At 68.8% G+C, this 22,824-nt stretch carries 23 protein-coding genes, 1 tRNA gene and 1 riboswitch; of the genes, 14 read left to right on the top strand and 10 right to left on the bottom strand.

The window, feature by feature from the left end; all coding sequences use genetic code 11:
- Positions 1-48 precede the first annotated feature (48 nt).
- Entirely contained in the window at positions 49-1,068 is a 1,020-nt protein-coding gene (locus tag ABLG96_RS08530) for an LLM class flavin-dependent oxidoreductase (RefSeq protein ID WP_353651433.1), read from the bottom strand.
- A gap of 60 nt (positions 1,069-1,128) precedes the next feature.
- On the opposite strand from ABLG96_RS08530, the gene ABLG96_RS08525 reads away from it, so the two are divergent.
- Complete coding sequence (locus ABLG96_RS08525; protein ID WP_353650922.1) at positions 1,129-1,914, top strand: crotonase/enoyl-CoA hydratase family protein; 786 nt, start codon at positions 1,129-1,131, stop codon at positions 1,912-1,914.
- Between the two features lie 220 nt (positions 1,915-2,134).
- Positions 2,135-3,412 (top strand): Nramp family divalent metal transporter, encoded by a 1,278-nt coding sequence (locus ABLG96_RS08520; protein ID WP_353650921.1) that lies wholly within the window; start codon positions 2,135-2,137, stop codon positions 3,410-3,412.
- Between the two features lie 25 nt (positions 3,413-3,437).
- Here the strand turns inward: ABLG96_RS08520 and ABLG96_RS08515 are convergent, their stop codons facing one another.
- Complete coding sequence (locus ABLG96_RS08515; protein WP_353650920.1) at positions 3,438-3,764, bottom strand: AzlD domain-containing protein; 327 nt, start codon at positions 3,762-3,764, stop codon at positions 3,438-3,440.
- On the bottom strand, positions 3,761-4,468 hold the full coding sequence (locus ABLG96_RS08510) for an AzlC family ABC transporter permease (protein WP_353650919.1): 708 nt from the start codon (positions 4,466-4,468) through the stop codon (positions 3,761-3,763). Before ABLG96_RS08510 ends, ABLG96_RS08515 begins: the two co-directional genes overlap by 4 nt.
- Before the next feature lie 89 nt (positions 4,469-4,557).
- Here ABLG96_RS08510 and ABLG96_RS08505 point away from each other — a divergent pair, with 89 nt between their 5' ends.
- Positions 4,558-5,118 (top strand): XRE family transcriptional regulator, encoded by a 561-nt coding sequence (locus ABLG96_RS08505; RefSeq protein ID WP_353650918.1) that lies wholly within the window; start codon positions 4,558-4,560, stop codon positions 5,116-5,118.
- Between the two features lie 42 nt (positions 5,119-5,160).
- Complete coding sequence (locus tag ABLG96_RS08500; protein ID WP_353650917.1) at positions 5,161-6,024, top strand: EamA family transporter; 864 nt, start codon at positions 5,161-5,163, stop codon at positions 6,022-6,024.
- 178 nt (positions 6,025-6,202) lie between these two features.
- On the opposite strand, the gene ABLG96_RS08495 is transcribed toward ABLG96_RS08500, so the two are convergent.
- The 4 genes from ABLG96_RS08495 to ABLG96_RS08480 form a co-directional block, all read right to left on the bottom strand.
- Positions 6,203-6,278: transfer RNA gene (locus ABLG96_RS08495), tRNA-Ala, on the bottom strand.
- A 255-nt stretch (positions 6,279-6,533) separates the two neighbouring features.
- On the bottom strand, positions 6,534-7,958 hold the full coding sequence (gene argG / locus ABLG96_RS08490; RefSeq protein WP_353650916.1) for an argininosuccinate synthase: 1,425 nt from the start codon (positions 7,956-7,958) through the stop codon (positions 6,534-6,536).
- A 54-nt stretch (positions 7,959-8,012) separates the two neighbouring features.
- Complete coding sequence (locus ABLG96_RS08485) at positions 8,013-8,933, bottom strand: thioredoxin domain-containing protein (RefSeq protein WP_353650915.1); 921 nt, start codon at positions 8,931-8,933, stop codon at positions 8,013-8,015.
- 77 nt (positions 8,934-9,010) lie between these two features.
- Positions 9,011-9,568 carry a MauE/DoxX family redox-associated membrane protein gene (locus ABLG96_RS08480; RefSeq protein ID WP_353650914.1) on the bottom strand — a complete coding sequence of 186 codons (558 nt, stop codon included), beginning with the start codon at positions 9,566-9,568 and terminating at the stop codon, positions 9,011-9,013.
- A gap of 63 nt (positions 9,569-9,631) precedes the next feature.
- Between ABLG96_RS08480 and ABLG96_RS08475 the strand changes: the two genes are divergently transcribed.
- Positions 9,632-10,246: a hypothetical protein gene (locus ABLG96_RS08475; RefSeq protein ID WP_353650913.1), complete on the top strand. Its 615-nt coding sequence runs from the start codon at positions 9,632-9,634 to the stop codon at positions 10,244-10,246.
- A gap of 52 nt (positions 10,247-10,298) precedes the next feature.
- On the opposite strand, the gene ABLG96_RS08470 is transcribed toward ABLG96_RS08475, so the two are convergent.
- Entirely contained in the window at positions 10,299-11,393 is a 1,095-nt protein-coding gene (locus ABLG96_RS08470; RefSeq protein WP_353650912.1) for an FKBP-type peptidyl-prolyl cis-trans isomerase, read from the bottom strand.
- A gap of 136 nt (positions 11,394-11,529) precedes the next feature.
- On the opposite strand from ABLG96_RS08470, the gene ABLG96_RS08465 reads away from it, so the two are divergent.
- From ABLG96_RS08465 to ABLG96_RS08455, 3 genes are all read left to right on the top strand, one after another.
- Complete coding sequence (locus ABLG96_RS08465) at positions 11,530-12,822, top strand: CBS domain-containing protein (RefSeq protein ID WP_353650911.1); 1,293 nt, start codon at positions 11,530-11,532, stop codon at positions 12,820-12,822.
- A gap of 139 nt (positions 12,823-12,961) precedes the next feature.
- A complete protein-coding gene (locus tag ABLG96_RS08460; protein ID WP_353650910.1) occupies positions 12,962-13,573 on the top strand; it encodes a DUF1003 domain-containing protein in 612 nt (203 codons plus the stop codon).
- A gap of 370 nt (positions 13,574-13,943) precedes the next feature.
- Positions 13,944-15,008 carry a PQQ-dependent sugar dehydrogenase gene (locus ABLG96_RS08455; RefSeq protein WP_353650909.1) on the top strand — a complete coding sequence of 355 codons (1,065 nt, stop codon included), beginning with the start codon at positions 13,944-13,946 and terminating at the stop codon, positions 15,006-15,008.
- Between the two features lie 87 nt (positions 15,009-15,095).
- Here the strand turns inward: ABLG96_RS08455 and ABLG96_RS08450 are convergent, their stop codons facing one another.
- Positions 15,096-15,989, bottom strand: a complete 894-nt coding sequence (locus ABLG96_RS08450; protein WP_353650908.1) for a hypothetical protein — start codon at positions 15,987-15,989, stop codon at positions 15,096-15,098.
- Between the two features lie 105 nt (positions 15,990-16,094).
- On the opposite strand from ABLG96_RS08450, the gene ABLG96_RS08445 reads away from it, so the two are divergent.
- Both ABLG96_RS08445 and ABLG96_RS08440 read left to right on the top strand, forming a co-directional pair.
- Complete coding sequence (locus ABLG96_RS08445; protein ID WP_353650907.1) at positions 16,095-17,531, top strand: hypothetical protein; 1,437 nt, start codon at positions 16,095-16,097, stop codon at positions 17,529-17,531.
- Between the two features lie 232 nt (positions 17,532-17,763).
- Complete coding sequence (locus ABLG96_RS08440) at positions 17,764-18,336, top strand: sigma-70 family RNA polymerase sigma factor (protein ID WP_353650906.1); 573 nt, start codon at positions 17,764-17,766, stop codon at positions 18,334-18,336.
- 207 nt (positions 18,337-18,543) lie between these two features.
- On the opposite strand, the gene ABLG96_RS08435 is transcribed toward ABLG96_RS08440, so the two are convergent.
- The gene (locus ABLG96_RS08435; protein ID WP_353650905.1) at positions 18,544-19,449 is read right to left on the bottom strand and encodes a zinc-binding dehydrogenase; all 906 of its coding nucleotides are present in this window, start codon (positions 19,447-19,449) and stop codon (positions 18,544-18,546) included.
- Between the two features lie 157 nt (positions 19,450-19,606).
- Between ABLG96_RS08435 and ABLG96_RS08430 the strand changes: the two genes are divergently transcribed.
- From ABLG96_RS08430 to ABLG96_RS08415, 4 genes are all read left to right on the top strand, one after another.
- On the top strand, positions 19,607-20,044 hold the full coding sequence (locus ABLG96_RS08430) for a helix-turn-helix domain-containing protein (protein WP_353650904.1): 438 nt from the start codon (positions 19,607-19,609) through the stop codon (positions 20,042-20,044).
- A 297-nt stretch (positions 20,045-20,341) separates the two neighbouring features.
- Positions 20,342-21,163: an arginase family protein gene (locus ABLG96_RS08425; protein ID WP_353650903.1), complete on the top strand. Its 822-nt coding sequence runs from the start codon at positions 20,342-20,344 to the stop codon at positions 21,161-21,163.
- Positions 21,164-21,412: 249 nt separating this feature from the next.
- Positions 21,413-21,478, top strand: a riboswitch (guanidine-III (ykkC-III) riboswitch).
- Between the two features lie 11 nt (positions 21,479-21,489).
- Positions 21,490-21,804, top strand: coding sequence for an SMR family transporter (locus tag ABLG96_RS08420; protein WP_353650902.1), 315 nt, complete (start codon positions 21,490-21,492; stop codon positions 21,802-21,804).
- Between the two features lie 89 nt (positions 21,805-21,893).
- Positions 21,894-22,724, top strand: a complete 831-nt coding sequence (locus ABLG96_RS08415; protein WP_353650901.1) for a DinB family protein — start codon at positions 21,894-21,896, stop codon at positions 22,722-22,724.
- Positions 22,725-22,824: the final 100 nt, after the last annotated feature.

Here is a 22,824-nt window from a genome sequence, read left to right as displayed (position 1 = left end):
AGAGCGACGGGGGCACGTCGGTGGTCGTCCTGCGGGAGGACCGGGTGATCAGCGCCAGCCGAGCGCCGGGGCCACGTGGGTCAGCAACGACTCCAACAGGTGTGCGTTGTAGTCGACGCCGAGCTGGTTCGGGACGGTCAGCAGGAGCGTGTCGGCCGCGGCGATGGCCTCGTCCTGCGCGAGCTCGCGAATCAGTTGGTCCGGTTCACCCGCGTAGGTCTTGCCGAAGCGGGCGCTGCCGCCGTCGAGGTGGCCGACCTGGTCCTGGCTCCGCGTCTCGGCGCCGAAATAAGCCCGGTCCTGGTCGTTCACGATCGGGAAGATGCTGCGGCTCACCGACACCCGAGGTTCGCGAGGATGTCCGGCCGCAGCCCAGGCCTTGCGGAAGCGCAGGATCTGCTCGGCCTGCAGCTCGTGGAAAGGCACGCCGGTGTCTTCCGTGAGCAGGGTGCTGCTCATCAGGTTCATCCCCTGCTGGGCAGTCCACTCGGCCGTCGCCCTGGACCCCGCGCCCCACCAGATCCGGTCGCGCAGGCCCTCGGAGTGCGGCTCGATGCGCAGCAGACCCGGCGGGTTCGGGAACATCGGGCGCGGACTGGGTTCGGCGAAGCCGCCGCCCTGCAACACCTTCAAGAAGACTTCGGTGTGGTTCCTGGCCATCTCTGCCTGATCGCTGCCCTGAGCGGGCTCGTAGCCGAAGTACCGGAAACCATCGATCACCTGCTCCGGTGATCCTCGGCTGATCCCGAGCTGGAGCCTGCCGCCGGAGATCAGGTCAGCCGCACCGGCGTCCTCCGCCATGTACATCGGGTTCTCGTAGCGCATGTCGATGACGCCGGTACCGATCTCGATCTTCTTCGTCCGAGCGCCGATCGCCGCGAGCAGCGGGAACGGGCTGGCCAGCTGACGAGCGAAGTGGTGCACCCGGTAGTAGGCGCCGTCGACGCCGAGCTCCTCCGCAGCCACCGCCAGCTCGATCGACTGCAGCAGCGAATCGGACGCAGTGCGCACCTGCGAGTGCGGTGACGGCGTCCAGTGTCCGAAGTTCAGGAATCCGATGTTCTTCACAAATGCTTCAACGTTCATCCATTCGCTTTGTTCCCCCGCGAAGTCGGGGATGATCGGCTCATGAGCGACGAAGTGTTGTACGAGACCCGTGATCACACAGCGATCCTGACCCTCAACCGTCCGCAGGCGTTGAACTCGGTCAACCAGGCCCTGGCGACGGCCGTGGGCGAGGCGGTCGAACGCGCCGCCTCCGACGAGCAGGTCCGGGTCGTGGTGTTGACCGGCTCGGGTGACCGGGCGTTCTGCGCCGGGATGGACCTCAAGGCGTTTGCCGCCGGCGAGAACGCAGCACCCGATGGGCACCCCGAGTGGGGATTCGGCGGATTCACCCGACACCGCATCGACAAACCGACGATCGCGGCGGTCAACGGGGCGGCCTTCGGCGGCGGCGCCGAGTTGGTATTGGCCTGCGACCTGGCCATCGCTGGACGGTCGGCCCGGATCGCCTTTCCGGAGGTGACCCGCGGCCTCGTCGCCGGGGCCGGCGGGGTGGTCCGGCTGCAGCGACAGATCCCGCGCAAACTGGCTCTGGAAGCGCTCCTCACCGGGGCGCCGATGACCGCGGACAGGGCGCTGGACCTGGGTCTGCTGAACCGGGTCGTCGACGACGACGCAGTGCTCACCGAAGCCCTCGCGCTCGCTGCTGTCATCGCCGCGAACGCACCGCTCGCCGTGCAGGCGACCAAGGCGTTCGTCCGCGACTCCGACCGCTTCGGCTCCGACTGGGACGACGACGTCTGGCAGCAGAACGAGGCAACGGTGATGCCGATCTTCACCACCGAGGACGCCCGCGAGGGTGCCGTCGCGTTCGCCGAGAAGCGCCGGCCGGTGTGGCGCGGCCGCTGACTCCCGCCGCAGACCGAGCAGCGCCGACGCCGATCGAGCGACTCCCGACGCTGATCGAGCGAACGAAGTGAGTCGAGATCCCGACCCCTCACGTCGCTGCCATCACCGCCGTTTGAGACCCTCGGGCAGATTTCCACCGTCCAGCAGCCATCCCCTCGCCCGTCGGCGACGTATCTTCTCCTGAGGCTTATTTTCGGCGCACCGAACTTCGGGAGGCAGCGTGTCCGCGAGTGATCTCCCGACGACCACCACCGAGCAGCCGAGCGCCCTGGCCGTCCTGCGGGCCAGCGGGCGCCGGCGCACCCTCGCCAAGCTGCTGGGTCCGGCGTTCGTCGCCGCTGTCGCGTACATCGATCCCGGCAACTTCGCCACGAACTTCACCGCCGGAGCGCGCTACGGCTACCTGCTGGTCTGGGTCATCGTCGCGGCGAACGTGATCGCGATGTTGGTGCAGTACCTGTCGGCGAAGATCGGTATCGCCACCGGCAAGGATCTGCCCGAGTTGTGCCGTGAACACTTCCGCCGGCCGGTGACCATCGGCCTGTGGTTCCAGGCCGAACTCGTCGCGATGGCCACCGATCTCGCCGAGTTCGTCGGCGCCGCAGTAGGTCTCAACCTGTTGTTCGGCATCCCACTGCTGCCCGCCGGGTTGATCACTGCGGTCGTCGCCTTCGGCATCCTTGCGCTCCAGGAGCGGGGCCACCGACGGTTCGAGCTGGCGATCATCGCGCTGCTCGCAATCGTGACCTTCGGCTTCCTCTACGACCTGATCCTGGTCGGCACCTCGCCGGCGGGTGCGGTGGCCGGTCTCGTGCCGCGCCTCGCGGGTCCGGACAGCGTGCTGCTCGCTGCGGGCATCGTCGGCGCCACAGTGATGCCGCACGTCGTCTACCTGCACTCCGCACTCACCAAGAGCCGGATACCCGCTCGCGACACCGGCGAACGACGAAGCCTGCTGCGCTACGCCGGGGTGGACGTGACCCTGGCGCTGGGCGTCGCGGGTCTGATCAACCTGAGCATGGTGCTGATCGCTGCACATCTGTTCCATCGCAACGGCCGCACCGACACCGACACGATCGAGGCGGTCCACGCCGGCCTCGGCCAGTACATCGGTGGCGGCGCCGCGCTGGCGTTCGCCGTCGCGCTGCTCGCGTCCGGCTTGTCGTCCTCGAGCGTCGGCACCTATGCCGGGCAGGTGGTGATGCAGGGATTCCTCCGCAGACGGGTTCCGCTGTTCCTGCGCCGGGCGGTCACCATGCTCCCGGCACTGGTCGTCCTCGCCGCTGGAGTGGAGACGACGACCGCACTGGTCGTCTCGCAGGTGATCCTCTCCTTCGGCATCCCGTTCGCCCTGACCCCGCTGGTGCTGCTCACCCGGAGACGGGATGTGATGGGGCCCTTCGTGAACAGGCATCTCACGACCGTCGTCGCGAGCGTGGTGGTCGCCCTGATCATCGGCCTCAACATCTACCTGCTGGCCGTCACGTTCTTCCCCTGATCTGCGGTTCCCTGATCGGCCGGGCTCACGCAACCCCGCACCAGCGCAGCCCGGCCGTCACCCCCGCCGCCGCCAGCACGACGACCACGAACGGCGCTCGCCGCCAGGCCAACACCCCTCCGACCGCGACCCCGGTCACCCTGGAGGCACCGGAGAACGCCTGGCCATCGAAGATCGTGGCGGTGGCCACCAGTGCCATCAGCAGGATCACCGAAGCAGCCGTGAGGCCCTGCAGCACCTGCGGCGACAGGGTGATCCTGGACCGCAACGTCACCCCGGCGAACCGGAATCCGAACGTTCCGAGCGCCAGCACGGCGATCGAGATCCACAGCGCAGTCGGTGCGAGCGTCATCCGTGCGCTCGTTCCGGTCGGGTTCGCAGGGCCAGCGGCAGCGCAGCCAGCGACAGCAGCACGGGTAGTCCGGCGGGCAGCACGAGCGCGGTGGCCAGAGCGATCAGCCCGCCGACCACGGCCGCGGTGCGGGTGGCCGCCTGCCGCAGCGACGGCAGCAGGATCGCCAGCAGCACCGCTGGGAAGGCCGCGTCCAGGCCGAGGGTGTCCGTGTCCGGAACGTACGACCCGCCGAACGCGCCGGCCAGCACACCGATGTTCCAGCACACGAAGATTCCCACCCCGGACCCCCAGAACGCCCGCCTGCGCTGTGCCGGATCAGCCTGTGCCAGCGCGAAGGCGGTGGATTCGTCGGTGAGCACGTGGCTGCCGATCACCCGTCGGATCAGGCTGTTCCCGATGACGTCGCCCACCGCCAGCCCGAACGGGAAGTGCCGGACATTGATCAACAAACCCGCCAGCACCGCGGCGATCGGGTTGCTCATCGCCAACGCGACGAACAGGAACTGGGACGCTCCTGCGAAGACCACCAGCGAGAGCACGACCGGCACCCAGATGCCGAACCCGTTCCCGACGCTGATCGCGCCGAACGAGGCTCCGACGAGGGCGTCGGCGAGGCAGATCAACGCAATGTTCCTGCCCAGACCGTCGGCCGGGCCTACGGGCCCCGTCGAGTCGTGCCGGGTTCGCCATATCGAACGCATGTTTTGTATGATGAACGCCTCGGCGGCCGCTCGTCAAGGCGAACGGTCGTACGACCCCTCGACCACGCTGCTCACCCCCGGAGGCCTGGATGTCCGGACCGACCAAGGCGCCGCTCGCCGCGATCGCTGCCTCCCTGCGCCGGGAACGGGAGCGGGCCGGACTGTCGCTGGGCGAACTGGGGCGTCGAGCCGGAATCGCGAAATCGACTGTCTCGCAGCTGGAATCGGGGTCAGGCAACCCCAGCATCGAAACGCTGTGGGCATTGTGCACCGCGATCGGGATCCCGTTCTCCCGGATCGTCGAGCCACCCCGCGCCAGCGTCCGGCTGATCCGGTCCGGGGACGGGCCCAGTGTCGCTTCGGCGACCGCCGCGTATGCCGCCACGCTGTTGTCGGCCTCTCCCCCGAACGCCCGACGCGATGTGTACCTGGTCGCTGCGGAGCCCGGTCCCGGACGACATTCCGCGCCGCACGAGCCGGGGGTGGTGGAACACGTCATCCTCAGTCGTGGTCGTGCGCTCGTCGGCCCCGCTGACGACCCGGTCGAGATCGGTCCCGGCGACTACCTGTCCTACCCCGGCGACGAGCCGCACGTCTTCACCGCACTGCGGGCACACACTTTCGCGGTGCTGGTGTCCGAGCATGTCTGACCCCGTGCTCGTCTCCAGGCCCACCAGGCGGCTCGGGTCGCTGTGACCGGTTCAGCACTCGTCCTGATCCTCATCGCAGCGCTCTTCCACGCAGTCTGGAACATCGCCGCGAAGCGCGTGCAGGGCGACGGGTACAGCTTCGTCTGGTGGTACAACGCGTTCTCCGCGGTGATCTGGCTGCCCATCGGGCTCGTCGTGCTCGCCCAGGCGGGCTGGCCGTGGTCATGGGGGCTGTTGGTCGGGCCCCTGGTCTCGGCGGTCCTGCACATCGGCTATGCCCTGACGCTGCAGACCGGCTACGACCGGGCTGATCTGTCCGTCGTCTATCCGGTCGCGCGCGGTACCGGTCCGCTGCTGACCATGGCCTACGCACTGCTCGTGCTCGGCGAGCGACCGGGCTGGATCGCGGCGCTGGGCGGCCTGACCGTGATCGCCGGCGTGGCCGTGGTCGCCACCGGACGAAGCGCGGGACACCGCAGTCGTGCCGTCGCCGGACTGAGGTACGGAGCCGCCACCGGACTGATGATCGCGGCGTACACGTTGTGGGACAACCATTCGGTGACGTCGCTCGCGCTCGCGCCGATCACCTACTTCTCCCTCGGATCGGCGTGGCAGACGCTGATCCTCAGCCCCGGTCTGCACCGCCAGGCCGTGCGTCCGCTGCAGGTGCTGCGTCGCTGGTGGCGTGAGGTGGCGGTGGTTGCCGTGCTCTCGCCCGCCGCCTACATCCTGGTGCTGCAGGCGATGCGGACCACCCCGGTCGCGCTCGTTGCGCCCGTCCGCGAGTCCAGCATCGTGATCGGATCACTGTTGGCGTGGTGGCTGTTCCACGAGCCGCGACCGCTCCGCAAGCTGGTGGGAGCCGTGATCGTGCTGGCGGGGATCGCACTGATCGCGACGTCCTGACGTCTCGGGATACGCATCAGGACGGGGACACTACTGCTGTCCCGGTCCTGATGCGTTGGTGGAGCTGAGGGGATCCCTTTCGGCTCGCTGGCGCTCACCGAATGGGGCCGCCTTCAAGTCGCTGTGCCCGATAACGAATCAGGACCGGGACGATACTGCCGTCCCGGTCCTGGTTCGTTGGTGGAGCTGAGGGGACTCGAACCCCTGACCCTCACACTGCCAGTGTGATGCGCTACCAGCTGCGCCACAGCCCCATGCTCAACTGCTGGACAAGGTTATCAAGGACCCGTCGCCGGTTCCTAATCGGCCGGGGTCGATGCTGTCTGCGCAGGTCAGCGTCACGAAAGCCAGTCACTGCCGGTCGCTGGCCGAAAGGGCAACTGCTGGCAAGAAGGACGTCCTCAATGCCAGCGACAGCACCTGTGACCAGCAACAACAAGAATCCAGACCGGTCGTGACCTGACGGGATCTCGACGCGCTCGTTCCTCGTTTGCGCGATCACCGGAAGATCAGTCGGCGCCGAACTCCATCGCGGCCCGCTCGGTGGCCCCGTCAACGCCCTCGTCGGGCTGCGAGGAGGAGTTGAGCTCGGCGATGGCTGCCGAGGCGCCCTGCTCGAGGCGGCCCACCAGGGTCTGCTCGGCGTCCAGCTGACCGAGCGATGCGTAGTACTCGAGCTTGGCGCGCGAATCAGCGATGTCGAGGTTGCGCATCGTCAGCTGACCGATCCGGTCGGTCGGCCCGAAGGCGGCGTCCTCGACACGTTCCATCGAGAGCTTCTCCGGGTGGTAGCTCAGCATCGGACCCTGGGTGTCGAGGATCGAGTAGTCCCAGCCGCGCCGCAGGCGGAGCGTCACCGAGCCGGTGACCGCCGAACCCACCCAGCGCTGCAGCGACTCCCGGAGCATCAGCGACTGCGGATCCAGCCACCGTCCCTCGTACAACAACCGGCCGAGCCGGCGCCCCTCGGAGTGGTACGTGGCCAGGGTGTCCTCGTTGTGGATCGCGTTGACCAGGCGCTCGTAGGCGGTGTGCAGCAGGGCAAGTGCCGGGGCCTCGTAGATCCCGCGGGACTTCGCCTCGATGATGCGGTTCTCGATCTGGTCGGTCATCCCCAGGCCGTGCCGGCCGCCGATCTTGTTGGCCTCGTCCACCAGATCGACCGGGCTGCCAAAGGTCTCGCCGTTGATGCTCACCGGCCGGCCGCGCTCGAATCCGATCGTCACCACCTCGGGCTCGATCTCGACCGACGGATCCCAGTGCGCGACTCCCATGATGGGCTGGACGATCTCGATCGACTCGTTCAGGAACTCGAGCGTCTTGGCCTCGTGGGTGGCACCCCAGATGTTGGCGTCCGTCGAGTAGGCCTTCTCCTGCGAGGCGCGGTAGGGCAGGTCGCGGGCCGTCAGCCACTGCGACATCTCGGTCCGCCCGCCGAGCTCGGCGACGAATGCCTCGTCCAGCCACGGTTTGTAGATCCGCAGCCGCGGGTTGGCGAGCAGCCCGTAGCGGTAGAACCGCTCGATGTCGTTGCCCTTGTACGTAGACCCGTCGCCCCAGATCGCCACGTCGTCGTCCAGCATCGCTCGCACCAGCAACGTGCCGGTGACGGCCCGTCCCAGCGGTGTGGTGTTGAAGTACGGGAGACCACCGGAGCGGATGTGGAATGCGCCGCAGGCGAGGGCGACCAGGCCCTCCTCCACCAGGGCAGCGCGACAGTCGACGATCCGGGCGATGCCGGCGCCGTACTGCTCGGCGCGGCCCGGCACGCCGGCCAGATCGGGTTCGTCGTACTGGCCGAGGTCTGCGGTGTACGCGCAAGGCACGGCACCGTGTTCCCTCATCCAGGCGACGGCCACCGAAGTGTCCAGTCCACCGGAGAACGCGATGCCGACCTTCTCGCCGGCGGGCAGGGATGTGAGTACTTTCGACACGACCAGCAGCCTATCGGCCGGGAGACAGCCGTTCGGCGGCCCCCGGTGACACGGTCAGGCCGTCAGCGTGGTCAGCCAGTCCGGGGAGTTCAGGGCCAGCGGCTTGTTGTCGTGCAGCACGGTCGGTGTTGCCCACTGTTCGCCGACCGCAGCCTGGATCGCTGTCTGGCTGGTCTTCGCGTTGGCAGCGGCAGCCTCGACGTACTTGCCCGCAGCGATGGAGGCGACCACGGCGTCCGGTACGCCTGCGGTCTTCGCCACCTCGCCGAGCTGGGCATTGCTCAGGTCGGAGCCGCTGTTCTCCTTCGGCTGGGTCCCCTCCGCGAACAGCGCGGTGTGGAACTTGAGGAACAGTCCCGGCTGGCTGCCGGCCTCGGTGGCCACCGCCAGCAGCGCAGCAGCGCCGCGGGTCGAGTAGTCACCGGAGGACGAGGCGCGGTTGAGGAAGTTCAGCATGTGTAAGCGGACGCCCAGCTTTCCCTCGTCGGCGAGCTGGGCCATCTGCTGCCCGAACTGGTGCTCGAACGATCCGCAGGCCGGGCACATCGCGTCCTCGAAGACGTCGATGCTCGTCTGGGGAGTTCCGGCGGAGATGGTGATGACGCCATCGGCGACGGTGGCGATCGAGGCCTTCGAGTCGCCGTAGCCGTCGGCCGGAACGGCAGTGTTTTTCTTGTTCAGGACGAGGCCGACGATGATCACCGCGACGATCACCACGATCGCGACGCCGCCGATCATCAGCTGCGTGCGATTCGATCCACCGGAGTTGCGGGCGGCGGCCACCGACTGCCGGCCGGCCTTCGACTGCGGCGCCCGGGGCCCGCTCGACGTCGCTGAGGACGGTCGGGACCCTGTCGAGCCGGCGGCGCCGGACGGCCGTTTCTGCGCCGGCGTCCTGCTCGGATTCGGCCTGGGTGCCCGGCTCTTCGCCACGTGCTCGTCCTCCTGGTGCGGGGTGCGATGCCGGAGCGGCATCCCCTCCACTATGCCTGGGCGTTTCGCCGCAGCGCGCTCGGCGGACTGCGGGCCAGGGTGACGACGCGCACGAACTGTCAGCGGCCGGACCGCCGGACACCGTGGCTGAAGCTGGTGTCGTCCACGTCCTGCTCGTCTTCGACGTCATCGAAGTCCTGGTTCCGGCGGGCCAGCGCGTCGATCGACAGCCAGGTTCGTGGCCGGATCACGAGCCAGACAGCGAGCACCAGGAAACCGGTGTCGCGCAAGATCTCTGCGGTGTAAGCAGTGGCACCAGCGGATACCTGGCCGCCACCACCGAAGCACCCGCAGTCGATGCTCAGCCCGCGGGCCGCGGCCGAGATCACCCCAGCGATGAACACCAGCAGCAGCAGACCACTGGCCAGCGCGGCATACCGGGTCACCATCCCGAGCAGCAGCAACAGCCCGAGCGCGATCTCGAGGTACGGCAGTACCGCGGCGACCGACCGCGCCAGGCCGTCCGGCAGCACCTGGTATCCCTGCACAGCGACCAACGTCTGACGCGGGTCTGCGGCCTTCGCGAAACCGGAGAGGAACCAGACGGCCGTCAGGCCGAGCCTGGCTGCAGTGCCGATCAGGTCGAACAGCAACCGGGAACGGACAGGGTGTTGCATGCTCCAACGGTAACGAATCCACCCGGACTCCCCCGCGACACCACCAGAGAGGCCGGATCACCCGTGACCGACCAGACCCCACCCCCACCAGAATCCGAGGCGACCAGCGACGGACCAGGATCGAATGATCTCGTCGCACTGCGTCAGCAGCTGGCGTCGGACCGTAAGGAGATCCGCCGACTGGAAGCGCGGGTGAACGCCCAGGGCGACGTCCGGGGCGCCGGGATCGAGCTGATGCTGGGTGCTGGAGCCACACTCGCTGCCCTGCTGATGTTCATCGGCCTCTTGATGAAGGTGTTCATCCCGGTGTCGGGGGACGACAGGTCGCTGACGTTGTTCCAGGTGCTGGACCCGGAGTACGAACCCGATCTACTGGACTCCGATGGTTCCTGGGACACCGGTCCCGGCTGGTACATCCCCATCGTCATGGTGCTGATCTGCGTCGTGTTGATCCTCTCCGTCTCCCTTGCCGGCGGCTCCGCTCCGCAGTCACGGCCGCGGGCGCTCGTCACCGTCACCGAGGTGTTCTGCTGGTGTTTGGCGATCGGGTGCTTGCTCGGCTTCGCCACGCTCGCCAACAGCCGGAAGATAGTCGCGGTACCCGGTGGGCTGGTGACGATCCTCATCGGAGCGGTGCTGGCCGTCCTCACGTGTCGGCTGGCACGGGCCCGGGCATGACCGTGCCCCCGCCGCGATGCTGACGGGGGCACGGCACGTGACGGACGGTTGATCAGCCCTTGGCGACGATGTCGACGACCGCGGCCAGCGCGGGGGTCCCGCCTCCGCTGCCGGTGGAGTCGGCGGTCGCCGGGACCAGCAGCAGAACGCGGCTACCGATGTTCAAGCCAACCAGCTTCTCGAACGGGCTGCCCGCCTGCAGCGGGATCGACTGCAGCCCGGTGCGGGACTCCTCGTCGGGCGTGGTGGCGTTGGCGACCGGCCAGGTGCCCTGCTTCTGGGTGCCGTCCCAGGTCACCAGCTCGTACTGGGCCAGCATGTTCTCGCCGGCGATCAGCTTCGGGCCGGTACCGGTGGCCAACACGATGGCCCTGGCCGTGGTCGGTGCCGCCTGGCCCTTCGGGATGGTGATGGTCGGCCGCTCGCCGAGCTTGCCCGCCACCTGCGGAATCCCCGTCGGAAGGGTCGGCACGGGCTTGGCGTCGACCTCCCCTCCGCGGTCGGACGGGATGGTGTCGACGATGTCGACGACGAAGACGATGGTGTCGGTGCCCTTGATCCCGGCGCCGCTGTTGCCGGTCGAGCCGTAGCCATCAGCAGGCGGCAGGCTGATCAGCACGCGGCTGCCGATCTTCAGCCCGACCAGGGTGGTGTCCCAACCGGGCACGACCTTCCCGGCGCCGATCTGGAAGGTGCTGGGGGCCTTGCGGTCGTAGGAGTTGTCGAAGGCCTTGTCCGCACCCCACACCACACCGAGGTAGCTGGCGGACAGGAAATCGCCGGACTTGACGACGGCGCCGGTGCCCTCGGTGAGGATCTCCCGCTGCAAGGAGTTGGGCGCAGGAGTCTTCGGGAAGGTGATCACGGGCTTGTCACCGAACCCACCGGTGGCGGTCGGCATCAGGTCCTTCGCGACCGCCGGCGCGATCGTGGTCGCGGGGGGAACCTCGGGACCTGGGTTCGGGGCCGCTGCCGAGGACGACGGCGACGAGGACCCGTCTGATGAGGAGGCCGAACCCGAGGTGGACGAACCGGAGCTGGTGGCGTCGCCGCTGGTGGCCGGAGACCCGGAGTCGCCGCCCCCACATCCGGCGAGCAGAACGGCAAGGGCAACGGAGCCGGCGAGTGCGGCGGCGCGGACGCGCATGAGCAGTTCAATCCTCCGGGACGGACGGTCAGGTCGGGCCGGGACAGCCGAGTGCGAACCATCGCGGTCCCCACCGGCTCCCAGCCCACGCCACCCTACGCATTTTTCCTGAGCCCGCTGGTCATACGCTGGTCGTATGGCCCCCACCCCCCGCGTCTTCGTCGCGCGCCTCACCGGGCTACCGGTGCTCGGTCCCGGTGGCGAGTCGATCGGCCGGATGCGCGACGTGGTGGTCGCACTGCGGGTCGACCGGCAGCCGCCACGAGTACTGGGGATCGTGGTGGAGCTACCCACTCGCCGGCGGATCTTCGTCCCGATGGGCCGGGTCTCGACCATCGAGACGCATGCCATCACCCTGTCGACGGCCCAGGTCAGCATCCGTGCCTTCGAGCAACGCCCCATCGAGCTGCTGGTCCAGGGCCAGTTGGTGGGAGCGAAGGTGCGGGTCGCCACCACCCAGGACGCAGTGATGATCGTCGACGCGGCGATGGAACAGAGCCGCACCCGCGATTGGGGCATCACCCGACTCGCCCTGCGCGAACGAGGGCGCCTCGCCCGCCGGGCCGCTGTGCAGGTCGTCGGGTGGGCGGACGTCCGCGGCAACGAGGTCACCACCCTGCTCGCCGGCGGCAACATCGGAACCCAGGAGATGCTGCTCAACTTCGAGGGCCTGCGGGCGGCGGACGCCGCGACGGCGTTGCGCGAGATGCCCCCGGCCCGGCGGTACGAGCTGGCCGATGCCCTTCCGGACGAGCGGCTCGCCGACGTCCTGGAGGAGCTGCCCGAGGACGACCAGAAGGACCTGTTGACCCATCTCGACGAGGATCGCGCCGCCGACATCCTGGAGGCGATGAACCCGGATGACGCCGCCGACCTGCTCTTCGAGCTGGCACCCCGGGTGCAGGCTCGGTTGCTGGAGCTGATGGAGCCGGAGGAATCGGCGCCCGTCCGCCGCCTGATGCAGTACTCCTCGCACACGGCCGGCGGTCTGATGACGCCGGAGCCGATCATCCTGACTCCCGATGCCACCGTCGCAGAAGCGTTGGCGCGCATCAGGTCTCCCGAACACACTCCCGCTCTGTCCTCGATGGTGTTCGTGGTGCGAGCACCCCAGTCGACACCCACCGGACGGTATTTGGGGTGCGTGCACACCCAGCGGCTGCTCCGCGAACCCCCGTTCGAACTGGTGGCCGGCGTGCTGGACACCGACATGGCCCGACTCTCGGCCGAAGCGTCGCTCGCCGAGATCACCCGGTTCTTCGCCACCTACAACCTCGTCTGCGCACCCGTCCTGGACGATGCGGACCACCTGCTCGGCGCCGTCACTGTCGACGACGTGCTCGACCACCTGCTCCCGGACAACTGGCGCGAACAGGGGCTGAACGACATGCTCAGCGAGGACGACGCATCGCTGACCGAGCAACACTGACCCGCTTCTCCTGCATCACTGCCACGTCGCGCAGTACCGGATCACGCTGCACGCCCACTCGCCCCGCATCCCCGCCCGCATCTCCTGCCCGCCCAGCCGCCCGCGTCTCCTACCCGCCCAGCCGCCCCGAGGGGGAATCATGACCAAGCCGACATCGCGCAACTCGCTGAGCGACCCGTACGTCAAGACGTCGTTCGTTCCCAGACTCGGCATCAACGGCGACAGTTTCGGTCGATTCTCCGAGAGCACGGCCCGGTACATGGGCACGTCGAAGTTCATCCTGCAGATGTCGGTCTTCGTCATCGCGTGGTTCGTCTGGAACATCAGCGTGCCCACCGACCTGCGCTTCGATCCGTACCCGTTCCAGTTCATGACCCTGGCGCTGAGCCTGCAGGCCTCCTACGCTGCGCCACTGATCCTGCTGGCACAGAACCGACAGGACCACCGCGACCGGATCTCGATGGACGAGGACCGGGCGCGCGCCGCCCAGACGAAAGCGGACACCGAGTACCTGGCCCGCGAACTGGCGGCGCTGCGGATGAAGGTCGGCGACGTCACCACCCGCGACTACCTGCGCAGCGAGATGGACCGGCTCCGTGGCGATCTGGCTGAACTGACCGAGGCTCTGCGCACCGCGCAGGTCATCGCGCCCGCAGCCGACAAGGGACGTTCAGGCGATCGTTCGAAGCCCAAGAAGAAACGACCGGCGGAATCGACGTCGAGCCGGCGCACCCCGACCGAGGGTCAGTAGTTCCACTGCCACCCGGAGCCGGAGCCGGGCGGGTTGTCGAGGTACAGCGTCCCGTGCAGGTCCTCGGTGTCCAGCACGATCCAGTGTCGGCGCACGCCGAGCCCGACAGCACGATCCCGCTCGCTACCAGCGCGTGTCCGGCCGGACCGATCCCCCGCCGGGCCGCCCGGCGTCCGGTCGACAGTGGTCGAATCCTCACGATCCCCCCTGCTGTTGCGGATCGGGTCAGTGGATCACGGGCCGGACGCGGAGGGTCGCAACGGTTCGTCCCGCGTGCCGGGATCCGGTTGCACAAGCCGCCTCGAGCCCGTAGACCGATCACCGCGCGATGACGTAGCGTCACCAGGACCGAACCTGCTGGAGGTCAACGATGCCGTCACTCCCCCGTCTTGCAGCCGTCGCCGCCGCCGTCCTGATGAGCACCACGGTGACCGTCGGATCGTCTGCTGCGGCAACTGATCCGGCCCGTGCCACCAGCGCGGTGCTCGCCGCAGCTTCGTCGGACGTAGCGACCGGTCTCCAGGTGCCCTGGGCCATGGTCCCGCTCGCCGACGGAGCCGCTCTGGTCACCGAGCGGAACACCGGGCGGATCTACCGCGTGAAGCCCGGAACACCCAAACAGCTCTACACAACGGTACCGGGCGTGGTCGCCTCCGGCGAGGGTGGCCTGCTCGGAATCGCTCTCTCCCAAGGGTTTCCGAAGGACCGGCGGTACTTCGTCTACTACACGACGGCACACGACAACCGGGTCGCCATGATGCTCGCCGGCAGCACTGCTGCACCCCGGCCGATCGTCACCACCATCCGCAAAGCCGGCAACCACAACGGCGGCGGACTGTTGGTGATGGGCAACGACCTCTACATCGGCACCGGTGACGCCGGCGACACGACCCTGCCGCAGTACTCCTCGTCGCTCAACGGAAAAGTGCTCCGGGTGCGGTACGACGGCACGCCTTCGGCCGGAAACCGTTGGGGGAAGGTCTTCACGATGGGCCACCGCAACGTCCAGGGCCTCACTCCGGCGCCCGACGGCAGGACGGTCTACGCGACCGAGCTGGGTCAGAACGACCAGGACGAGGTGAACTGGATCCGGTCGGGTGGCCTGAACTACGGCTGGCCGAGCTGCGAGGGTCGCTGCACCGACCCCAGGTACACCAACCCGATCCAGACCTGGCTGACGTCGGAGGCCTCGCCGTCCGGCATCAGCTCGGTCGGATCCGGCAGCGCGAGGACGTACTACGTCGGCGCCCTGCGCGGCACGCGGCTGTGGAAGATGAAGATCGTCGACAACCGGGTCGTCAGCCGGCAGAGCATCGTGCAGGGAACCTTCGGTCGGATCCGCGCCGTGATGGGCCGCACCGACGGATCGCTCTGGATCACCACCAGCAACAACGACGGCGCGGACCGCGTGATTCGGTTCGCTCCTGCCCCCTGAGTCGGGTTCCCTGAACCGGGTTCTGCCCGCGCGGGTGTTCCACTCGATCGCCGGGGTACGCAGCCTGGTGCAGTGACCGGCCCGACTTCACCGGTCCTCGGATGCCTCGACCTGCCGGTGGGCCTGCTCAGCGCGCGACACCTCCGCCTCGGCAGCGTGCAGATCGTCCCGAGCGCCGGTGAGTCGACGCTCGAGGTCCTCCAGCGCGCGACCGAGCCGGTCACGCTCGTCCTGCAGATCACTCACCGAGTCCGCCGACCGGGCGCGAGCACGTTCCGCGGTCCGGACGGCGGCGCTCGCGTCCCGCACCGCACGCAAGTGACGCTTCCGTTCCGTCGCCGGTGCCGATGCAGGTGCGGGAGCCGCGGACGCGCGGTCCGGCGCTGAACGGGTGTTCTTCCGCGGCGCAGCCGGTGCCCCCTGCTGCTGGGGCGAGTGGGAACGGATAGCCAGTTCGGGGAGGCTTTCGGCATCGTCCGGATCGGGAAGCTCGACCAGCACCCCGGTGAACAGCTGCTCGGCTGTCGAGGGGTCGGTCAGGACTCCTCGCACGGCTGCCTCCACGACTTCTGCGGCGGCGGGCGGGATCGTCGTCCCGGACGCAGCCGCGAGCTCGGCCGCGCGTTCCAGCACGTCGATCACCAGGATCCGCTGCGCCGCAGCGAGTGTGCGCAGCTCCGCACGCTCCCCTGCGGTCACCGCGGCGGCGATCTCGGCGGCGAGCTCCAGCAGCTCCGGAGCCGTCCGGCCGTCCTCGGCCAGCAGGTTGACGACCCAGGCGGGGGTGGTCGGTTTGCGCAGCGCCGCAACAGCTCGCGCCGCCTCCTTGTCTCCCGCGGCGCGCACGGCTGCCACGAGATTCTTCCGGCGGACGACGAACTCAGCGGGTGGGCCGGTGTACAGCTCACCCAACTGAGCCCGGGTGAGGACGCCGGACAGGGTCCCGGCCTGCCCGGCCGACTCCTCGTGGGTGCCGTCCATCTCGCCCTCCCTGCTGCGCATCGACGCGCCGCCGTGCGGCCTCCAGTGCATCACGGAAGGTGCGGCGCCCGCTGCCCGACACCGACCGTGGTGCACCATGATCGGATGAGCAGCAACGAAGCATCGGTCGAACTGGATGCGGAGCTGCTGAGCAGATGGCACCGGTTCCGCGGAACTCACCACCCGTTCACCATCCCCGGCCACCAGGGCCTGGCCGGCCGATTGGATGCGACGCTCGGCGCGCTGCTCGACTCCGATGTTCCGCTGTACGGCGGTCTCGATTCGGTCAAGCTCTCCGCGGATCGACTGGCTGCTGCCGAACGACGCGCCGCCGACGCCTGGGGCGCCGACTGGGCGCGCTTCTCCACCGGCGGCTCAACCCATGGCAACCAGGCGATGACGCTCGCCGTCGGCAAGCCGGGCGACACGGTCCTCGTCGCCCGCACCGCGCACCGTTCGACGCTGCTCGGCCTGGTCCTGGCCGGGCTGACGCCGGTGTGGTTGCCGGTGAGCACCGACGCGCGCTGGGGTACCCCCGCCGGCGTCGAAGCCGGTGCCCTGCAGGATGCTCTCGAGGTGCACTCGCCGGTAGCGGTGTTCCTCACCGAGCCGGCCTATCTGGGAGTGACCTCCGATCTGCCCACCTTGATCGCCCTGTCGCACCGGAGCGAGGTGCCGGTGATCGTCGATCAGGCCCGGGGCGCCCATTTCGGTTGGGCCGCAGGCTATCCGGAGCAGGCCGTCAAGCTCGGCGCCGATGCCGTGGTGATGAGCGCCCACAAGACCCTGCCCGCCTACAGTCAGGCCTGCCTCATCGTCGCCCGGACCACCCGACTGGACCGCGATCGGCTGGACCGCGCTGTCGATGCGTGCCACACCACCAGCCCTGCGGGTTCCATCCTGGCGTCGATCGATGCGTCTCGAGCGCTGCTGGAGTCCCGTGGGGCAATGCTCCTGGGGCAGCTTGCCGAGCGCGTCCGTGCGGCTCGGACCCGGCTCCGGGCGCTGTCGGGGGTGCAGGTTCCCGGTCCGGAGGATTTCCCGGTCGGACGATTCGATCCCGCGAAGCTGGTGGTGATCGTTGCGGGCGCCGGAGTGGACGGCATCGCGGTCGAGCAGGATCTGCTGCGCGACGGGATCCCGGTCGAGCTGGCCGATCGCGACATGCTCGTGCCGATCGTGACGATGGTGGACACCGCAGCCGATCTGGAACCCCTGCTCGGTGCCCTGGAGCGGTCGATCCGCGCGCACACGACCGGCGCCGCTCGGCCCGTTCGTGCCGCTCCGCTGCCGGACACCGATCAGGCGCTCACGCCCAGGGAGGCATTCTTCGCCGATCAGATCGCGGTGCCGGCGGCAGCGGCGGCGGGCCGGGTGTGTGCCGAGGTGGTTGCGCCCTATCCACCCGGCGTGCCGGTCCTGATGCCCGGCGAGGTGATCACGACGGAGATCGTGCACTGGTTGCAGACGCTGGCGCGGCGCGGCACCCGTGTCGCCTATGCAGCCGACCCGATACTGCAGACCTTTCGCATCGTGAAGTAGGAAACAACCGAGAGTGACCCGATGTCTGGTGTGTCCGTCTTTCGATGGCATCCGTCCGCATTTTCCGGTACTCGAACACCTACGGTGAACATCGACCCGTTGATGACGCGGCGACGTCATTTTGTGGAGACGAATGTCCACCCCCAATGGCGTGCCGCGGCCGCATCGCCCTCTAGGCTCTACACATGACGAGGCGCGGGCGCAGTCGAGGGAACCCCTAGTGCACAACGAGATGACGGTCGTTCGCATCGACGCGAAAGACGTCCGGCGCCTGGACGATCTGCTGGTGGCGGTGGGCAAACACGATCGCGCCGCTTTCGTCGAGCTCTACCGCATCAGCATCACCAGAATCCGCGGGAGAATCCGACGGACCGTCATCGATTGGGTGCAGACCGAGGACATCGCCCAGGATTTCTACTTCGAGATCTGGCAGACCGCGTACCGATTCGACCCCGCACAGTCCCCGGCCATCGCCTGGATGTTGCGCCTGGCCCATGCACGAGCCGTCGATCGGGTCCGACGACTGGAGACCTCCAAGCGACGCGAGAGCGGACCAGCGGACAGATCAGGTGAAGCCGCACGGGACCTGTTCGCCGAGAGCGACGACCGCGACGATGCGGCGCAACGGATCCATGCCGGGCTGCCCCAGCTGTCGGTGTTGCAGCGCCAGGCGCTGCGCCTGGTCTATCTCGAGGGGAACACCAACGCTACAGCGGCGCAGACCCTCGGAATCACCTCGGCAGCGTTCAAATCCCGGCTGCGGGACGGGGTCGTCGCACTGCGGCACCTGCTCACCGCCGTCTGAGAACGGGCCCGCCTCGACGCCATCCGCTGCGGCGCAGGGAACTACCGCGCACGGGATCTGCAGCGTCGGGACGGCCGCCGGTTGCACCAGGTGGCCGGCGGGGGCGTCCCGCACCGAGAACGGATGGTCGCCGGCGAAGGGCGCTGTGAGCAACAGCAGGTCTTCCGCGGCGCAGCGGGCCGGTCAGGCCGGACCGGGGCGCCCGGATCAGGGCCGCAACACGATCCGGCCCCGGACCGCTCCCTGTTCGAGCAGTCGATGGGCGTCGGCGGCATCCCGCAGCGGGAACTCCCGGGCGATGCGCGCCGGGAGCACGCCGTCCGCGGTGCGCCGCAACGCAGCGGCGAGACCGTCCGCGTCCGCGGTCACGAACACGTCGGAGCTGGTGATCCCGCGAACGGCCTCGACCGGCGCAGCCGGTGAGAGACCCACGTAGCGTCCGCGGTCAGCCACCACCGCGAGCGCCGCCTCCCGCAGGCCGGCGGCGTCCACCACGGCGGCGACCTGCTCGGACAGCGCGGACAGGTCGGTGACCAGCCGGGCTCCCGCACCCTCGACAAAGGCGCTGTCCGACTCCCGGGCCAGCCCGATGACGGACCATCCTCGGTCCGCAGCTGAGCTGAGCGCGTAGCCGCCGACTCCCCCAGCGGCCCCGGTCACCACCAGCGTCCCGCCGGCCTCTCCCAAGCTCTCGACGGCCTGGTCGGCGGTGAGCGCATTCAACGGAACAGTCGCCGCCGCTACGAGTTCCAGCGTTTCCGGAACCCCGGCAACAGCGGTGACCGGCACCACCACCGACTCGGCGTAGGCACCCAGGGCCCGATCGACCCCGGCGGCCAGAGCGGCCACCCTCCGCCCGACCCATGCTGGGTCGACGTCGGCGCCTACCGCGGTGACGATGCCGGCAACATCCCAGCCGAGCCCGGTGTGCTCGGGCTGATGCACCCAGCCGAAGTCGTGGTAGATCCCGCCACGGGTCTGCAGGTCGACCGGATTGACGGCTGCGGCCGCGACCTGGATCAGCACCTCTCCGGCACCGGGGACGGGCACATCCACCTCGATGAGCTCGATCTGTTCGGGGCCACCAGGAGTGGTGAACACTGCTGCGATCATGGTGGGACTCTCCTGTTGTTCGCGCCACCCTCTTGTCGGGCGGTCTGTCAGGGTCCACACTGGGCCGACACCCTCTCCGATGGGAAGTAGGCACCTTGAAGTGCGTAGGGCACCCGAAGGAGAGTGGCCTGATCAGCTCATTCTCGAGGAGGAGATCGTGACCAGCACCCCCACAGCGGCAGTCAGCGTCACCGGTCGACGGACGACAGGCGCCGCCGCGCGGCGACGCGCCGAACGGGTTGCCTACGACGCCTATCTCGCCCAGTGCGCGAGTCGACAACTGCTCGATCGCATCTCGGACAAGTGGGTCACCCTCGTGCTGTGCGCGCTCGACGAGGACGGACCTTCGCGGTACTCCGCGCTGGCGCGGCGGATCGCCGGTGTCAGCCAGAAGATGCTGACCCAGACGCTGCGCTCGCTGGAGCGGGACGGTCTCGTCGACCGCGCCGTTGAGCCGACCGTCCCGGTGACCGTCGAGTACACCCTGACCACGCTCGGGGCGTCCCTGGTCGACGTCGTGCACTCGTTCAAGCAGTGGGCGGAGCACCACGTCCCGCAGATCGTCGAAGCCCGCGCTGTCTACGACCTGAGGTGACGCCCGGTCGGCTCGGCGCACACCGATCGGCGGCGGGACCCGCGAGCCCCGAACCTGGCGTGGACTCCAGCATCACCGGTGTGAACGCGGAACAGATCCGGGTGCGGAGCGATGCGTTCACCCATCGCACGGACACCGATCGATCAGATCGCTGATCGGGCCCCGATCCACACCGGTGATGGGGCCTGCAGGAGCTGAGCTGGAGCGGTGAGCAGATCGCCGCGGGCGCCGCCAAGTTCCCACGGGGTCCACCCTCGCTCTGCAGGACGTCCGGGCCGAGTGTGCGAACATCTCCCGATGGGGACCACCACCTTCGCCGTGACCGTGTTCCGGGGCCGGGTCGGAGACCACAATGACCGCGCGATGGCCGGGTCGGAGGTGGTCGGCGCGGCAGTCGCAGAGCACCTCGGACTCGTGCCGGTGACCGTCGGCGTACCGGCACCGGCACTCGGTACGGGTTGGCAGGACGAGCTCGACGCCGCTCGAGCCGACCTCACCGCCATGGCCGCCCGGTACGAGGAAGTCCTTGGTGCCCACCACGTTCCGGTCACCGCGCTGACCCGGTGCGCGGTCGCGTTGGCCACCCTCCCCCGGGTTGCCGCGCACCGGCCGGATGCTGTCGTGGTCTGGTTCGACGCCCATGCCGACATCAACACCCCCGACGACACCACCACCGGCTATCTGGGTGGACTCGCCCTGTCCGGCCCGATGGGCTGGTGGGACACCGGTCTGGGCGGCGGCCTCGGGTCCGATCAGGTCATCCTCGTCGGCACCCGTGACCTGGACCCGGCCGAGCAGCGACGGGTCGACGACGGGACCGTCGCTCTGGTCGCGCCGGGCGCCGATCTTCCCGACCGCCTCCGAGCAGCGGTGGCCGGCCGGCCGGTGTACGTACACCTCGACTGCGATGTCCTGGAACCGGGCACGGTCCCGACCGACTACCACGTCCCCGACGGTCTCACCCTCGATGATCTGCACCCAGCCGTCCTCGTGCTCGCCGAGTCGGAGCTCGTCGGGCTCGAGATCGCCGAGTTCGAGACGGCCCAGCAGCCGGGGGAAGAGGCCGTCGCCGCGGCCGCGCTGCTCCAGGCGCTGCGACCCCTGCTCATCCCCGTCTGAGCGAGATGCGGGCCATCGGCCCGCTTCCTGAGGAGACGAGCAACGAGGCTCACCGCGCCGGCATCACCTGCGGCACGAAGCTCCTGCGGAACGGCATCTGGTTCAGCCACACCGTCTGCACGATGCCCGGCGACTCGGGGCCGCCATCGTCGCCGGTAACACCCTGGTCGGCAACGGGAGTCGGTGGTGGCGTTGATCACCACCGGGCGTCAGGGGTTGGGTTCGTGCACGAACCTTGCGAGCATGGGGGCAGAGCCGCCAGGGCGGCTCCCGGACGAGGGTGCCGTACCCGGTGTGCGACAAGACGGCCACGACGGAGCGTTGTGATGTCCTGGATCATTCTCGTCATCTCCGGTGTGCTGGAAGCTGTCTGGGCCACGGCCCTGGGCAGATCGGCTGGGTTCTCGCGGCTCACACCGACGGTCGTCTTCGGGGTGGCGCTCGTACTCAGCATGGTCGGGCTGGCTGTGGCCATGAAGCAATTACCGGTGGGCACCGCCTACGCCGTATGGGTGGGGATCGGCGCGGCGCTCACCGTCACCTACGCGATGATCACCGGCACCGAGTCCGCGTCGCTGCTCAAGGTCGTGTTGCTGGTCGTCATCGTGGGCGCGGTCGTCGGCCTCAAACTCGCACACTGAAACCCCCGGGGTTCGGTGTATCCCGGACGCAGGTCATCCGGGATGGGTCCTACTGTCGTCCTCGTCCGCCGACGATCCAGGGAGTACCGATGACCCCACCCGAGTTCATCCACACCGATCTGACCGGGGCTCGTTTCGAGCGTGTTCCGTTACGGCAGACCAGATTCCGGGCGGTTGACTTCTCCGGCTCCGTGATGCGAGCAGTGAGCCTGGAGGGTGTCGACATCGACGGCGACATCGGAGGATTGAAGATCAACGGCGTGCCCATCGCGCCGCTCGTCGACGCGGAGCTACGGCGACGCCAGCCGGCGCGGGCGTACTGGAATGCCACCGATCCCGTGGACCTGCGTGCGGCCTGGGGTTCGCTGCAGGGCACCTGGGAGGAGCTGGACCGGCGGGTGCTGGGGATGCCGGCAGGCACGGCGGACGTCTCGGTCGACGACGAGTGGTCCTACACCCAGACCCTGCGTCATCTCGTGTGCGCCACCGACACCTGGTTCACCGCCCCGTTGCGCGGACCGGCGGGCTTCCACCCGTGGGGTCTTCCGTTCACCGACATGGCGCAATTCGTTCCCGAGGGCACTGATTTCGGGCTCGACCCGGCCGCGACACCCAGCTGGGCCGAGGTGCTCGAGGTCCGCGCAGAGCGGGTCGGACTCGTCGGTGCGTTCCTCGCCGAGGCCGATGCCGAGCAGTTGGCCCGGGAGGTACCTGCACCTCCGTGGGCGGACAGCGGGCAGATCACGCTGCTGCAGGGGATCCAGGTGATCATCGAGGAGGAGTGCGAACACCAGCGATTCGCTGAACGGGATCTGAACCGCATCGAGGACGGTGCGAGCCCGACACCGTCGCCGCCGCACGCCGTCACCTCGCAGTGGACCGGTAGCGCTGGGTACGCGCCTGAACGTCCGAACGGCTGATACCCGACGGAAACTTCCTTCCAGAGGTCGCTCCCGGTACAAGGTTCCGCGCCTCTGCGCTGGTCAGGACCCTATTCGGGTGTCACACTCTGCTGGCCAA

Origin of the sequence: Nakamurella sp. A5-74, assembly GCF_040438885.1 — a bacterium.
Classification (GTDB): Bacteria; Actinomycetota; Actinomycetes; order Mycobacteriales; family Nakamurellaceae; genus Nakamurella.
This window is presented reverse-complemented; position numbering and strand designations above follow the sequence as displayed.

Excerpts from the sequence above, each read along its gene's own strand:
- ABLG96_RS08510 (WP_353650919.1), bottom strand. The coding sequence starts at position 4,468 with ATGCGTTCGATATGGCGAACCCGGCACGACTCGACGGGGCCCGTAGGC.
- ABLG96_RS08415 (WP_353650901.1), top strand. The coding sequence starts at position 21,894 with ATGACCCCACCCGAGTTCATCCACACCGATCTGACCGGGGCTCGTTTC.
- ABLG96_RS08425 (WP_353650903.1), top strand. The coding sequence starts at position 20,342 with ATGGGGACCACCACCTTCGCCGTGACCGTGTTCCGGGGCCGGGTCGGA.
- ABLG96_RS08505 (WP_353650918.1), top strand. The coding sequence starts at position 4,558 with ATGTCCGGACCGACCAAGGCGCCGCTCGCCGCGATCGCTGCCTCCCTG.
- ABLG96_RS08450 (WP_353650908.1), bottom strand. The coding sequence starts at position 15,989 with ATGGACGGCACCCACGAGGAGTCGGCCGGGCAGGCCGGGACCCTGTCC.
- ABLG96_RS08470 (WP_353650912.1), bottom strand. The coding sequence starts at position 11,393 with ATGCGCGTCCGCGCCGCCGCACTCGCCGGCTCCGTTGCCCTTGCCGTT.
- ABLG96_RS08465 (WP_353650911.1), top strand. The coding sequence starts at position 11,530 with ATGGCCCCCACCCCCCGCGTCTTCGTCGCGCGCCTCACCGGGCTACCG.
- ABLG96_RS08445 (WP_353650907.1), top strand. The coding sequence starts at position 16,095 with ATGAGCAGCAACGAAGCATCGGTCGAACTGGATGCGGAGCTGCTGAGC.
- ABLG96_RS08485 (WP_353650915.1), bottom strand. The coding sequence starts at position 8,933 with ATGCCGCTCCGGCATCGCACCCCGCACCAGGAGGACGAGCACGTGGCG.
- ABLG96_RS08420 (WP_353650902.1), top strand. The coding sequence starts at position 21,490 with ATGTCCTGGATCATTCTCGTCATCTCCGGTGTGCTGGAAGCTGTCTGG.
- ABLG96_RS08525 (WP_353650922.1), top strand. The coding sequence starts at position 1,129 with ATGAGCGACGAAGTGTTGTACGAGACCCGTGATCACACAGCGATCCTG.
- ABLG96_RS08455 (WP_353650909.1), top strand. The coding sequence starts at position 13,944 with ATGCCGTCACTCCCCCGTCTTGCAGCCGTCGCCGCCGCCGTCCTGATG.
- ABLG96_RS08460 (WP_353650910.1), top strand. The coding sequence starts at position 12,962 with ATGACCAAGCCGACATCGCGCAACTCGCTGAGCGACCCGTACGTCAAG.
- ABLG96_RS08435 (WP_353650905.1), bottom strand. The coding sequence starts at position 19,449 with ATGATCGCAGCAGTGTTCACCACTCCTGGTGGCCCCGAACAGATCGAG.
- ABLG96_RS08480 (WP_353650914.1), bottom strand. The coding sequence starts at position 9,568 with ATGCAACACCCTGTCCGTTCCCGGTTGCTGTTCGACCTGATCGGCACT.
- ABLG96_RS08515 (WP_353650920.1), bottom strand. The coding sequence starts at position 3,764 with ATGACGCTCGCACCGACTGCGCTGTGGATCTCGATCGCCGTGCTGGCG.
- ABLG96_RS08440 (WP_353650906.1), top strand. The coding sequence starts at position 17,764 with ATGACGGTCGTTCGCATCGACGCGAAAGACGTCCGGCGCCTGGACGAT.